This window comes from Polynucleobacter tropicus (assembly GCF_013307225.1).
In the GTDB taxonomy this organism is placed as follows: domain Bacteria; phylum Pseudomonadota; class Gammaproteobacteria; order Burkholderiales; family Burkholderiaceae; genus Polynucleobacter; species Polynucleobacter tropicus.
The window spans coordinates 1,611,960-1,624,256 of record NZ_CP028942.1; the positions used below are offsets into that span (position 1 = coordinate 1,611,960).

Genomic DNA, 12,297 nt, shown 5'->3' on the forward strand with positions numbered 1-12,297 from the left:
CTAGCGACCCCACCTCAGTAGAGTCGCCTTATTTGATCAAATAGACATAAGTTCAAAATTACTTTGTTGCGATCTTTGTGAATACATTCTTGCGAATGAAATCTGTTGTTTTATCAGGCATAGGAACGTAGTCCAAATCTTCAGCCATCTTCTTTCCCTCCTTGAAAGCAAAATCAAAGAACTTAATGACCTCAGCGACATTAGTCTTGTTTTCAGGATTTTTGTAGATCAAGATAAATGAGGCTCCCGTAATTGGCCATGACTTTGCGCCTGGGGCATTTGTGATGAAAGTTCCCATGCCTGGAACAGCTGACCAATCTGTACTTGCAGCTGCAGCAGAGAATGTTAAGTCATCCGGAGCTACAAATTGACCATCTTTATTCTTTAGAGAAATAAAGGTCATCTTATTTTTCTTGGCATATGCATACTCAACATAACCAATTGCATTTTTTACTCTGGTCACATTTGCAGCAACACCTTCATTACCTTTGCCACCGACCGTGGAAGCTGCAGGCCACTTTACTGATGCGCCAGAGCCAACAGAATCCTTAAATAATGAACTTGTTTTTGCTAGATAGTCTGTAAAGATTGCTGTAGTTCCAGAGCCATCAGCTCGCACCACAACAGTAATAGGGCCAGATGGAATCTTGACGCCTGGATTCATAATGGCAATACGCTTATCACCCCAATCTGAGATTACACCCTGGAAAATATCTGCCAAAGTAGGGCCATCTAATTTGATTTCTCCAGGCTTTACCCCATCGACGTTAATCACAGGGACAACACCACCAATAATGGCTGGGAACTGAACTAGGCCATCAGCCTCTAGATCAGAAAACTTCACAGGATTGTCTGTTGCGCCAAAGTCCACCGTCTTGGCTTTGATCTGCTTAATACCACCTGATGAACCAATCGATTGGTAATTTAAATTTGAACCGGTTTTTGCTTTAAATGCTTCTGCCCACTTAGCATATATTGGGTACGGGAAGGTAGCGCCTGCACCAGTCATATCGACTGCGAAAGCTGCTGGAGCAAGTGAAATAGCGCCTATTGCAAGGGCTTTTTTCAAGAAAGATTTCATTAAACCGGTCCTTAAAATATGCGCGTTAGCGCGATATCAGAACGATAAAACTCCAATATGACAGTTTTATGACATCCCAAATACGGGGCTCTAGACCCTATAAATTCGTATTTGCGACCTACATTTGAGCTGGTCAATAAAAAACCACCCGAAGGTGGTTTTCAAATTACTGCCTTTCCCCTGGAATTAGTTTGTGGGAATGGTTAGTAATGGTTGATTCAATTTGGTGTATTTGATGTCTTTGGCATTCACATCCATTTTTTTGAAGTCAAATACATAGACGTTGGTGTTCTCATACATCTTAACCATATAGGTCATATTTTTATTATTTGCCGTGACACTCCATTCCGTTACCTCAAACCCACCGATACCACCTCCATAGGGATTTGTTGCTGGCAAAGTGACAGAGCCAGGTGGAATATCAAAACTACCTAAGATATGCCAAGCTGCCGCGTTCATTTGAGCGGTGCTGTAGTTAGTTGGTACTGAATTTGCTAAGAACAGCGCACGAATAAATCGACTTGGACTCAAATAATCCCCGGGAAGGCCATGTAAGCCAGAGCCCGAGCTTGGGGCAGTGAATTTTGCTCCATTAATAACCAGTGGTGGTTTTTCTACTTTAGAAAGGTTTAGATAATTACCGACACTATTAAGGTGATCTTGAAACGGAGGATCGTTAGTCATCACACCAATAGGGTTATCGGTAATTTGTAACTCACCTTTGATGTACTCAACCGCAATACTTTTGCCGTTGGCATCATGAAAGGTGTAGTGAACCAATGGCGTGTTGTTGCCATACTGAGCGATCTTTGCGCCATTAACTTTAATTTTTCTTAGACCCGCCTTCACCTCGTCAACTGTTGCGAAATTTGTTAAGGCATAAGTAAGTACCTGCAAAGAGCTAATGCTTTCCGCGGAATTTGCTGCAGTTACCGCTTGATATTCCGAGCTATTAGGCAGATTGAGCATGCCGGCAATAAGGCCTTTTTCATTCATGCCATCAACCAACTCTGGCAAGCCCATTGGGTTCATTCCAACAGCGGCGTATTTGGCAGTCCAACCCATTCCTGAACCATACTTGCCATCAACACCAATACCTTTGGCAACATAATTTCTTGGAATAGAAGTTAATTCTGATTTGAGAGGCAGCCCAAATTCCATAGTGCGGCCATATACATAACCACCATCATTACCTCTTAGAAGAAAACTGGTACACGCATAACTAAGCGTTGGCGCAAAAGTTAGAGAAACTGATAACAAAGCAACCAAGGCCCTTATTAATAGTCCATATCTCATAAATCAACCTTTCAATAAACATGATCTAAGAAAAAATACATCATTTCAAAAACTACTATTGCTATATGACTTGTAATACCTTGCTTAAGGAAGCTCCTTGATAATTCGGCTTTTCGCCAATTTCTTCAAATGGATGCCCTTGTCGATTTACCCAAAATACATCAAAGCCATACCATTTTGCCGCCAGTGCATCCCAAGCATTACTAGATACAAATAATATTTCTTTCTTTTGCACTGGAAATGCTTTGAGCAAAAGCTCGTATGCCTGTGGAGCAGTTTTAAATAGTCGGACATCTTCAATCGTCACCACTTTATCTAAATATGGTTTTAAACCATTGCTCTCAACTACAGTTGCAAGCATTTCTCGACTGCCATTCGACAATATCGCAGTCGCAATTCCTCTATTTTTGATTACTTGCAATACGCTGAGACTATCTTCGAATCCTGTTAGCTTGGCATATTGATCCATGAGTCGTTTTTCATATTCAGGAGTAAGACTTAGGTCCATGCGCTTACAAACATAACGTAATGAACGAATTGTTAACTCCCAAAATGGCAGGTAGTGTTTGCTACCGCTTGGATTGGGATCGCTCATCGTCACTAAACGGGTGTATTCAATTTGACGATCGCGCCACATCAAAGCTAAGTCTTGACCATGTCCAGGAAATAACTCTTCTGCTAACTGCCCCATGGAATACACATCAAATAATGTTCCATAAGCATCAAAAGCAATTAATTTGTACACGTTATGTCTCCTGCATTTTATGAATATCTATTGTCCTTTAAAAACACAAAACCCTCACCATTGCTGATGAGGGTTTTGACTGAAAGAAAGTCTTAAGTAATGTCTCTACAACTTAATCTTCTTTAATATTTTTTTCCTTAATAATTTTTCCCCAAGTTGTAGACTCTTTGGCAATAAATTTTGCCAAATCCTCTCTACTCATAGGCGCAGGACTAAAGTTATGCTCCCCCAACGCAGCGATCACCTCTTTATCTTTTAGAGTCTTAACTAGTGCTTTATTCCAACCATCCAAAATAGGTGTCGGGGTTTTTCCTGGTGCCATGAAGGAATACCAGTTTGTTGAGTCAAATCCTGGATATCCAGACTCAGCAATTGTAGGAACTTTTGGATAAAACGGGGAACGCTTTGCACTCGTCACTGCCAATGGAATCAACTTGCCCTCTTTAATAAATGGACCAGCAGTAGACGGTGAAGAAAAATAAGCAGAAACGCGACCAGCAAGCAAATCAACCATTGCTGGATTTCCACCCTTGTAAGGAACATGAACTACATCAATCCCTGCAACACCATCAAAGAGTTCGCCCTGTAAATGTGAGGCCGAACCATTCCCAGTGGAAGCAAAGGTGAGCTTTCCTGGCTCTTTTTTTGCTAGCGCCACATATTCTTTTAGGTTCTTGACCCCCAGAGAGCTTGGTACAACCAAGATATTTGGAAACATCAGGCCCATTGTGAGTGGCGCCAAATCATTAAAGGGGTCATATGAAACCTTCATCATATGAGGCGCAATTGTCAGCGGGCCAATTGATCCAAGCAAAATCATGGATCCATCAGTGGGCCCATTTGCCACAGCAGCATGAGCAATATTGCCTCCTGCACCAGGTTTGTTATCAACTACAACTGCCTGTCCAATATTTTCTGCAAGTTTTTTTGCAATCACTCTAGCGGCTGTATCTGCTGAACCACCAGCCGCAAATCCCACCACCATAGTTACCGTCTTTTTTGGCGGGAATTCTTGAGCCATCAACGAAGCGGGTAGCAGGAGGCCAACTAGAGCCAACTGAAAGAATTTTTTTAAGCTAAACATTTTTGTCCTTCTTTGGTTACCAAGGCAATGCTGGCAATACAGGCTTTAATCCTGCTTTCTGAATAGTGGGCGCAGCCTTAGGGGATGCCAGAAATGCAATGAGATCCCTAGAAGCATTTAGGTTTGCAACATTGCTAGTAATGCCTGCGGAGAATAAAACGGTTTGCTGAATCTCGGGAGGAATCTCTCCAATGAAATCAATTCCTGAAATTGGAATTAACTCACTAACTTGCTGAAATCCTAATTCAGCATCACCTCTTGCCACTACGGTGCCAACTCGTTCGCTGTATATCTTTTTAGCAGTCTTACTCATTTGCTCAGCAATCCCCAATTTAGGAAATAGCTCAGTGGATAAATAAGTTCCACTTGCACTAGCTGAGTAAGCGACAGATTTTGCGTTGAGTAAGGCTTGCTTTAGGGCCGGAACCGTACTGATGTCTGGCTTAGGAGCGCCTGCCTTAACGGCAGCACCAATAACAGAAGCTACTAGGTCAACGCGAGTGCCTGGCTGTACTGCACCACTTTTAATAAAGCCATCCAAAGATGGTGATGCCAAAATCAAGACATCAAACTTTTCATCGCGAGCAAGTCTAGATGGAATTGAATCCGGTGCCGTGCCCATAGATGAGCCATAAGAAATAATTACTTTGTTGGGTGATTGCTTCTCATACTCGGGTACTAAAGCCTTTAATGCTTCGGCAAATGCGCCTGAAGTAATTACTTGGATGTCTGCAGCTAGGGCAGAGCTCGCAATAAGAATCCCAAGTAAAAGGCCAACTATTCCTCGTTTAAATAATTGAATCAATTGATGTCTCCTGAGCAAAATTTAAAAAACGATTTATTTTCAAATAAGGCATTTAATTTGTAAATTGCAATATTTGATATTATTGTTGCATGAAACGCATCAATTTTGATTTTCAGCAACTCATTGCTTTTGTTGCAGTTGCTGAGCGCAATAGCTTTAAATTGGCTGCCGAAGCGATTGATTTATCGACCCCAGCGCTTTCAAGGCGCATCGAGAAGCTAGAGTCAACTCTAGGTGTTCGCCTCTTTAATAGAACAACCAGGGAAGTCAAGCTCACACCTGTTGGACGATCCTTTCTAGAACGCGTGCAAGTTACCTTAGGGCAGCTAGAAGAAACGGCATTAAATATTGGCGATATTGCCGACCTTTACATTGGCCAAATAACGATTGCCTGCATACCCTCAACAATAGATAGCCTTCTTACAAAACCGATTGAACGTCTACTTAAAAACTATCCAAAGATCAAAGTAAAAATTTTGGATGGTTCGGAATCGTCTGTGATTGAAAACGTAAGAAATGGGAAGGCTGACTTTGGACTTGGATTTTTGAGTAGCCCTATCCCAGGAATTATTTTTGAAAAGATTCAAAATGACATCTTTGTGGCATTAACTAAACTGACCGATCCGCTAGCTATTCACGACAAACTAGAATGGGATCAGCTAAATGGTCAACGCTTGATTACCATAGGACAAGAAAGCGGAAATCGTCAGGTATTGAATACCCAATTGCTAGATAAAGACTTAAGCAGCTCGATATGTATCGAAGCGAATCGCGTATCATCGCTACCCAATCTCGTGAGCGCGGGTTTTGGCATTGGAATTATCCCCCTGCTCTCCTTTAACCAAAAGAATCATTCGGACCTTAAGACTATTCCATTGATAAATCCTGTCTTAAGCAGAGGTATTGGTGTGATAACAGCCCACGGCGGAAAATTATCCCCCGTTGCAGATCTTCTGCTCGGAAAAATTAAGAATTCCTAATTAACGACCATCTTAGATTCTTTAACCAGTACAGCATTCGAATCCATCTCCGTTTTGACCATTTGATCAAATTTAGTGGGACTCATTATCATGGCGTCTGCACCGAGCTTATTTAATTGAGAGAGTATTTGCGGGTCTTTCATGACAGCAACAATGCTTTGATTCATATGATCTATGATTTTTCTCGGAGTCTTTGAAGGGGCAAAGAGCCCCACCCAAAATACATAAGATGAATTGGGCACCCCCGCCTCGGCAGTGGTAGGCACTGCGGGAAGAACAGGCGATCTTTTATCAGTTCCAACAGCTAATGCCTGCAACTTACCTTCTTTAATTAAAGGCAAAGCAGATACTATGGGAGAAAAAAACCAATCAACTCTTCCGGCCATGGTATCCGTAATGGCATCTGGGGTCCCTTTGTAGGGTATATGGTTTGCATTGAGCTTGGCAGCCATTTTAAATTTTTCGGCATTCATATGAGTTGCAGATCCATTGCCAGCAGATGCATAGTTTTTAAGTCCTGGAGTCGCTTGAACTTTAGTGACCAAATCTTTTACCGATTGATACCCTGAATCAGGAGAAGTAACCATCACGTTAGGCAACTCCACCAACGAAGTCACGCCCGAGAAATCCCTCAGAGTGTCGTAAGGAAGATTGGTATAAAGCGATGGATTTACCGTATGCCCAGATGAAGTAATTAAAAATGTATACCCATTTGGCTCGGCTTTGGCCACAATAGCCGCGCCGATAGTACCTCCGGCCCCAGGTTTATTTTCAACAAAAATTGATGTCTCAAGATTCTCGGCTAATTTATTTGCCAGCAACCGAGCCACTACATCCGTACCGCTTCCAGCGGTGAAGGGGACGATAAAACGTATTGTTTGTGCTTTAGGCCATGAAGTTTGAGAAAAGGACGCATTCACACCTAAGAATAAAAATGCAAGAAAAAAGATAATTTTTAGTGATCTCATGATTGATATTTTTATTCCATAGTTAAAGAAAATTATGGCGACGCCATGACCAATACAACCTTTGCAATTTGACTACCAAGATTCTTGAGCTGCCTTTTCTCCCCTATTAAAAAAACACAGGAGTCATGCGGACCCAAAATGGCTTCTGATTTTTCACCTGTAACAGATTCACAAATAACCGTTACCTCACCCTCAACAACAAAATAAATTTTTTCAACATCCGAGGCATCTAAACCAGTCTGGCCGCCAGGCTCAATGACGCTCATACCCATCCACATTTGATGACAAGAACTTGCTTCCTTACCCTGCAGACGCAAACAAGTCATATTGTCGTGATTATTAGCTTGATAAGGTTTGGCTTGGTCAATACGGGTAATGTGCATGATTTCTCCGGTCAAGCATCTAGAGCTATAACTTAAATACAACCCTGTTTTGCGAACCGCCTAAAACTAGCTTATAAGCCTTAAGCGCATCTTCAAGATCAAATACTTGGTCAACCTTAAAAGGCTTCAGTTTGTTAGATTCAAATCCATCACGCATTAAGTTCAGGAGCTTTGTTGATTCAATGCAGTCCAATGCTAAGGTATCAATACCTACATACGTGTGCATTCCGCGATAGAAAGTAAAAATATCAAATGGAACGGCGCGATCTTGAGTCGCAATAAAAATTTGTGTTCCACCTTTAGCCAAAGATTTGTTTGCAGCCTCAAAATAGGGGCTACCTACTGTATTAAAAATAATATCGGCACCTTTGCCATTACTCAATTTCATTATTTTCTGAGCAATCTCATCTGGCTCAGATTCCTTTGAATTGACCACATTCACCATTGAGCAGGCAAATGTTTCATATACCTCTGAGCGCTGAACGGCAATAACATTAGCGCCATTCATGGCTGCAATTTGTACTGCAGCTTGCCCAACCTTACCGTTTGCTCCCATTACCACTACTGTTTGACCAGACTTTGGCATACCGCTTCTTCTAAATCCCTCGTAAGCAGTAACAAAAGGCACGCCTACAGAGCCAGCTTCTTCAAAGCTCAAATTGATTGGCTTTTCATGCAAAGCCAATACTGGCAATACCAACCACCCAGCATGAGAACCATTTTGCGTAATCCCAACATCACCACCCGAACCCCATACCTCCTTCCCTAACCACTCAGGGGGTCCATCAACAACAACCCCTGAAAAATCCCGTCCTGGTATACGAGGAAAAACTGCTTTAGGCATGATGCCAAGAGCGGCCTTGACATCACTTGGATTAACGCCAGCGCTGTAGACCCGAACTAAAGCTTCTCCGTTTTTTAAATTTGGGGTCGACTGACCCTCAATAGCGATAAGCAGATCGTCAATGGTTGAGGCCTTATTATTGAGACGTATGGCACGCAAGTCTTTTTTAACAGTTGTCATAATCTTCCAAATAACATCCAAGTTTCTAGATCACTAAAGATGACGACCACCATCAGTCACTATTCGAGTTCCTGTTGAGAAACGTAATCTTGTAGCGCATGCCTCAATTGCTGAGGCCACATCATCGGGGGTACCAATTCGTCTAAGTGGAGTTGTTGCAGCGGTTTTATCATTGAAGTCTGCGCCACGTCCAGGGACAAAGCTCGAATCCACAACCCCTGGAGAAACACATAAAACGCGAATTGTAGGGGCCAATACTTTTGCCAAAGACTCGCTGACTATATCAAGACTAGCTTTTGCAGCAACATAAGCCAGATTACTACCGGTTCCGGTAAAACCGGCAATCGACGAAACATTAACAATCAAACCGTCTCCACTTGCCTTGAGTAATTGCTGAAATGTTCTGATCGATGCAAATACACCACGAAAATTTGCTTTTAATATTTCATCTATTAGTTCATCAGTTAAAAGATCCAAGTTTCCTGCCGGCACGGGTTTTGTAAAGCCAGCAGAATTTACTAAAATGTCGCATTTCCCTAGACGACTTTCTACCTCGCGCGCAGCCTCAACCAGACTTGGCGAATCAGTAATGGATGCGTTCAAGCAAAAATGTTTACCAGGAGGCAACTCTTTAATTTGCTCGACTCCTTTTTGAATAGAATTACGCCCAATTAGCACACATGTTGCACCCAGATTTGCCAAACGCTTGGCAGTAGCAAATCCTACAGCCCCATTGCCACCAATAATGACGGCAACCTTTCCATTTAAATCATCAACCGATTGAAAAGTACTCATAATTCTCCTAAGGAATGGGTGGGGCCGGGAAAATCATCTCCCCAGCCTGCAATACAAAAGCATGATTCAACTTACAGATACCCGTCTTCTCATCCGTAAGATAGTTTCCAACGAGTTGCTTCGATACTCCGAAGACTGGATCACTTTCTAAGTTTTTATCTGTGGCGTCAAATACCTGAGTAATTAAAACTTTATAGCCTGGCTTTGAAATCATAAAATGGATATGAGCAGGTCGATTGGGATGTCGCTTTTGTGCGCGCAGTAACTCACCACAGGGTCCATCAGTTGGGACTGGATATCCAGCAGGACGAATGGTTCTAAAGAAAAACTCCCCGTGTTCATTTGTCTCAAATCTACCTCGTAAGTTCATATCAATTTGGTTCTCATCTTGATTCTCATAAAAACCAACAGGCGAGGAATGCCATACATCAACAATTGCAGAGGAAATTGGATTTTTATCCTCATCTAAAATTAATCCACGGACCTCCATTAGCTGCCCACCTAAATCAGTGCGCGAAATACTCTCTCCCCAAGCGCATAAAGGTGCATTTTTACGCCAAAATGGACCCAACAAGGCTGCATATGAGCCGCCATCTAAGTCAAGATTGTTAATCGTAGATACCAATGAAGAAACGCCCAAGATATCTGCGGCAAGCACCACCTCATTTGTATTTTTTCCTGTTGCCTGACCAATGTCGACAAGAAATTGGAGTGCCCGCTCAAATTCTTTCTCTGTAAGCTGATTTTCCAAAACAAACTGATGCAAATGTTTGGTCAAAGAAACGACTAGCGTTTTTAGACGCTGATCCTCGGTACTCTGCATTGCCGCGGTGGCAATGTCCAAAATTGACTCTGGACTTGTGATAAGCGTCATATTTCAACTCCAGTATTTCCTATGCTCTTTGACTCACCAAAAAGATTAAGCATAAGATTTAGCACCTAAGAATTCATTCATATTTATAAAATTGCGTTTTCTTTACTTGCCGATTTTTTTCATAACATCATAAAGTGCATTTTGCCCCTCAAAACCGATGCCAGGCCTCTCAGACAAATTAATTTTTCCATTACGAATTTGGGAATCATCTGCAAAACCTGCAAAAACTCCAAACGTGCCTGGATAGGCTTCACACCCACCCAATCCAAATCCAGCCACTATGGCCAAAGTCATTAAATTTCCTCCATGAGGAAAGATGGAGTGCCGTCCCCATCCTCGATCGCCAAGCATTTTCAGCGTTCTACTAAACTGCACAATTCCATAAGACTGAGGCACATCAATCTGAATGATGTCGCGATCTTTGCGAAGATTTCCAAAATGAACTAGATTGCGTATGTCTTGTGTTGAAAAAAGATTCTCTCCAGTCCCAATTGGTGATTGGTAAATATCTACAATCTCAGCAAGCAAAGCAAAATCTAAAGGGTCCGTTGGCTCTTCAAACCAACGCAAGTTATATGGCTGCAATACTTTTGCATAGGCAAGCGCGCGCTCTGGCGTTAAACCTGCATTTGCATCAACTGCTAAATGCTGCCCTCCACCAACAATCTTTAACGATGCCTCTAGCCGGGCAATATCTTCCTCAATCGAGGCCCCGCCCACCTTAATCTTCATGGTTGTATAGCCTTCATCAAGACGGCTTTTAATTTCATCTAACAACTCAGGAATACCTTTATTAGGGACATACCACCCGCCTCCTACATAACAAGGAATTTCTTTTTGCACTTTGCCATCAGAAAACCGATTGGCTAGAGTCACATGCAATGGACAATCTTCAATTTTTGCAACCGCATCCCAAATAGCGACCTCAATCGTGCCTATAGCCACCGATCGCTCGGTATGACCGCCTGGCTTTTCACGCTGCATCATGCAGGCTAAAATTTTTTCGGGATCTAAATTATTGCCGACATCATTCAATAGGGTCTCTGGGTCGGCTTTCATAATTCGAGGGATGAGACGGTCACGCATTTGCGCACCACATGCGTATCGCCCTGTTGAATTAAAAGAAAAGCCTACCACGGGCCTTCCATTGCGTACCACATCAGTTGTTACCGCAACTACTGATGTAGTCATCTCACTAAAATCAAATACTGCATTACGGATACTTGAATTTAGGGGTACTGAGTGCTCTCGAATATCAACGATTCTCACGGGTCTCTTTCTGAATCTTTAGTCAATTCGAATGTTTGCTTGTTTTATCACTTGAGCCCATTTGGGAATCTCAGCGTTTAAGATCTTTTCATAGCGCGCGCCGACTACAAAAGATGGATCGATTCCTAGATTAACGAGTCTTTGATTTACATCTGGTCGTTTAACTGCTTCAGCAATGGATTTGGCAAGTTTTTCCACAACATCATTAGGGGTGCCTGTAGGCGTCATTACACCCCAATAGCCAATCACCGTTGCTTGCGCAAGACCCAACTCAGATAGCGTGGGAATGTTAGGTAATGCAGGTGAACGACTATCTCCTGTAACCGCTAAGGCGATCAATTGACCGGACTTAATATACTGAGCTACTGGACCAATACTACTAAACATCATGGGCACTTGACCCCCTAGTAAATCCACTACAGCTGGTCCAGTACCCTTATATGGGACATGAACAATATCAACACGAGCAACTTGTTTAAATAACTCACCAGCCAAATGCGTCATTGTTCCATTACCACCAGAAGCATAGTTTAAAGTTCCAGGCTTGCTCTTGGCTAAGGCAATTAAACTCTTTAAATCACGAACTGGTACTGATGCGTTCACAACAATGACTGACGCAGCTGTCCCAACAAGGGCTACCGGCATTAAATCCTTGAGGGTGTCGTATGGTAAAGCTGGAAATAAACTCGGGTTACTAATCAGCGCTTGATCAGCCATGAGGAGCGTATAGCCATCTGCTGGTGCTTTTGCAACTACATCAGTTGCAATCGAACTACCACCACCGCCACGATTTTCCACCACCACTTGCTTGCCCAATATTTCAGTTAACTGGGGCGCTAAAGTGCGCGCAACTCCATCCGTCAATCCACCCGGCGCGTACCCCACCATCAAGCGAATAGATTTGTCAGGATATCCCTGAGCACTCACAAATTGAATCGTGCCCAGAAAAAATATGGTGCAGAGACTGAAAACTTGGCGCAAAAGTAGTTTCAT

General features: G+C 42.6%; 13 protein-coding genes. 1 reads left to right on the top strand and 12 read right to left on the bottom strand.

Annotated features, from left to right (window positions below; translation table 11 throughout):
• Positions 1-58: 58 nt before the first annotated feature.
• From pstS to DCO17_RS08340, 5 genes are all read right to left on the bottom strand, one after another.
• Entirely contained in the window at positions 59-1,081 is a 1,023-nt protein-coding gene (gene pstS / locus DCO17_RS08320) for a phosphate ABC transporter substrate-binding protein PstS (protein ID WP_173956264.1), read from the bottom strand.
• A 186-nt stretch (positions 1,082-1,267) separates the two neighbouring features.
• Entirely contained in the window at positions 1,268-2,377 is a 1,110-nt protein-coding gene (locus tag DCO17_RS08325; protein WP_173956265.1) for a linear amide C-N hydrolase, read from the bottom strand.
• Positions 2,378-2,438: 61 nt separating this feature from the next.
• Positions 2,439-3,122 carry a haloacid dehalogenase type II gene (locus DCO17_RS08330; RefSeq protein ID WP_173956266.1) on the bottom strand — a complete coding sequence of 228 codons (684 nt, stop codon included), beginning with the start codon at positions 3,120-3,122 and terminating at the stop codon, positions 2,439-2,441.
• Positions 3,123-3,234: 112 nt separating this feature from the next.
• Positions 3,235-4,206: a Bug family tripartite tricarboxylate transporter substrate binding protein gene (locus DCO17_RS08335; protein ID WP_173956267.1), complete on the bottom strand. Its 972-nt coding sequence runs from the start codon at positions 4,204-4,206 to the stop codon at positions 3,235-3,237.
• A gap of 16 nt (positions 4,207-4,222) precedes the next feature.
• Positions 4,223-5,011, bottom strand: coding sequence for a substrate-binding domain-containing protein (locus tag DCO17_RS08340; protein WP_173956268.1), 789 nt, complete (start codon positions 5,009-5,011; stop codon positions 4,223-4,225).
• An 89-nt stretch (positions 5,012-5,100) separates the two neighbouring features.
• On the opposite strand from DCO17_RS08340, the gene DCO17_RS08345 reads away from it, so the two are divergent.
• Positions 5,101-5,991 (top strand): LysR family transcriptional regulator, encoded by an 891-nt coding sequence (locus DCO17_RS08345; protein ID WP_173956269.1) that lies wholly within the window; start codon positions 5,101-5,103, stop codon positions 5,989-5,991.
• On the opposite strand, the gene DCO17_RS08350 is transcribed toward DCO17_RS08345, so the two are convergent.
• The 7 genes from DCO17_RS08350 to DCO17_RS08380 all read right to left on the bottom strand — a co-directional run bounded on the left by DCO17_RS08350 (position 5,988) and on the right by DCO17_RS08380 (position 12,297).
• Positions 5,988-6,959 carry a tripartite tricarboxylate transporter substrate binding protein gene (locus DCO17_RS08350; protein ID WP_173956270.1) on the bottom strand — a complete coding sequence of 324 codons (972 nt, stop codon included), beginning with the start codon at positions 6,957-6,959 and terminating at the stop codon, positions 5,988-5,990. The two genes, DCO17_RS08345 and DCO17_RS08350, sit on opposite strands and share 4 nt — an antisense overlap.
• Before the next feature lie 32 nt (positions 6,960-6,991).
• Positions 6,992-7,342, bottom strand: coding sequence for a cupin domain-containing protein (locus DCO17_RS08355; RefSeq protein WP_173956271.1), 351 nt, complete (start codon positions 7,340-7,342; stop codon positions 6,992-6,994).
• 25 nt (positions 7,343-7,367) lie between these two features.
• Entirely contained in the window at positions 7,368-8,366 is a 999-nt protein-coding gene (locus DCO17_RS08360) for a quinone oxidoreductase family protein (RefSeq protein WP_254598753.1), read from the bottom strand.
• Positions 8,367-8,399: 33 nt separating this feature from the next.
• Positions 8,400-9,161 carry an SDR family NAD(P)-dependent oxidoreductase gene (locus DCO17_RS08365; protein WP_173956272.1) on the bottom strand — a complete coding sequence of 254 codons (762 nt, stop codon included), beginning with the start codon at positions 9,159-9,161 and terminating at the stop codon, positions 8,400-8,402.
• 7 nt (positions 9,162-9,168) lie between these two features.
• Entirely contained in the window at positions 9,169-10,035 is an 867-nt protein-coding gene (locus tag DCO17_RS08370) for a dioxygenase family protein (RefSeq protein WP_173956273.1), read from the bottom strand.
• Between the two features lie 102 nt (positions 10,036-10,137).
• Positions 10,138-11,304, bottom strand: a complete 1,167-nt coding sequence (locus tag DCO17_RS08375; protein ID WP_173956274.1) for an enolase C-terminal domain-like protein — start codon at positions 11,302-11,304, stop codon at positions 10,138-10,140.
• An 18-nt stretch (positions 11,305-11,322) separates the two neighbouring features.
• A complete protein-coding gene (locus tag DCO17_RS08380) occupies positions 11,323-12,297 on the bottom strand; it encodes a Bug family tripartite tricarboxylate transporter substrate binding protein (RefSeq protein WP_173956275.1) in 975 nt (324 codons plus the stop codon).

Coding starts and splice junctions, on each gene's coding strand:
- DCO17_RS08355 (WP_173956271.1), bottom strand. CDS start 7,342: ATGCACATTACCCGTATTGACCAAGCCAAACCTTATCAAGCTAATAAT.
- DCO17_RS08325 (WP_173956265.1), bottom strand. CDS start 2,377: ATGAGATATGGACTATTAATAAGGGCCTTGGTTGCTTTGTTATCAGTT.
- DCO17_RS08380 (WP_173956275.1), bottom strand. CDS start 12,297: ATGAAACTACTTTTGCGCCAAGTTTTCAGTCTCTGCACCATATTTTTT.
- DCO17_RS08335 (WP_173956267.1), bottom strand. CDS start 4,206: ATGTTTAGCTTAAAAAAATTCTTTCAGTTGGCTCTAGTTGGCCTCCTG.
- DCO17_RS08350 (WP_173956270.1), bottom strand. CDS start 6,959: ATGAGATCACTAAAAATTATCTTTTTTCTTGCATTTTTATTCTTAGGT.
- pstS (WP_173956264.1), bottom strand. CDS start 1,081: ATGAAATCTTTCTTGAAAAAAGCCCTTGCAATAGGCGCTATTTCACTT.
- DCO17_RS08370 (WP_173956273.1), bottom strand. CDS start 10,035: ATGACGCTTATCACAAGTCCAGAGTCAATTTTGGACATTGCCACCGCG.
- DCO17_RS08360 (WP_254598753.1), bottom strand. CDS start 8,366: ATGACAACTGTTAAAAAAGACTTGCGTGCCATACGTCTCAATAATAAG.
- DCO17_RS08365 (WP_173956272.1), bottom strand. CDS start 9,161: ATGAGTACTTTTCAATCGGTTGATGATTTAAATGGAAAGGTTGCCGTC.
- DCO17_RS08345 (WP_173956269.1), top strand. CDS start 5,101: ATGAAACGCATCAATTTTGATTTTCAGCAACTCATTGCTTTTGTTGCA.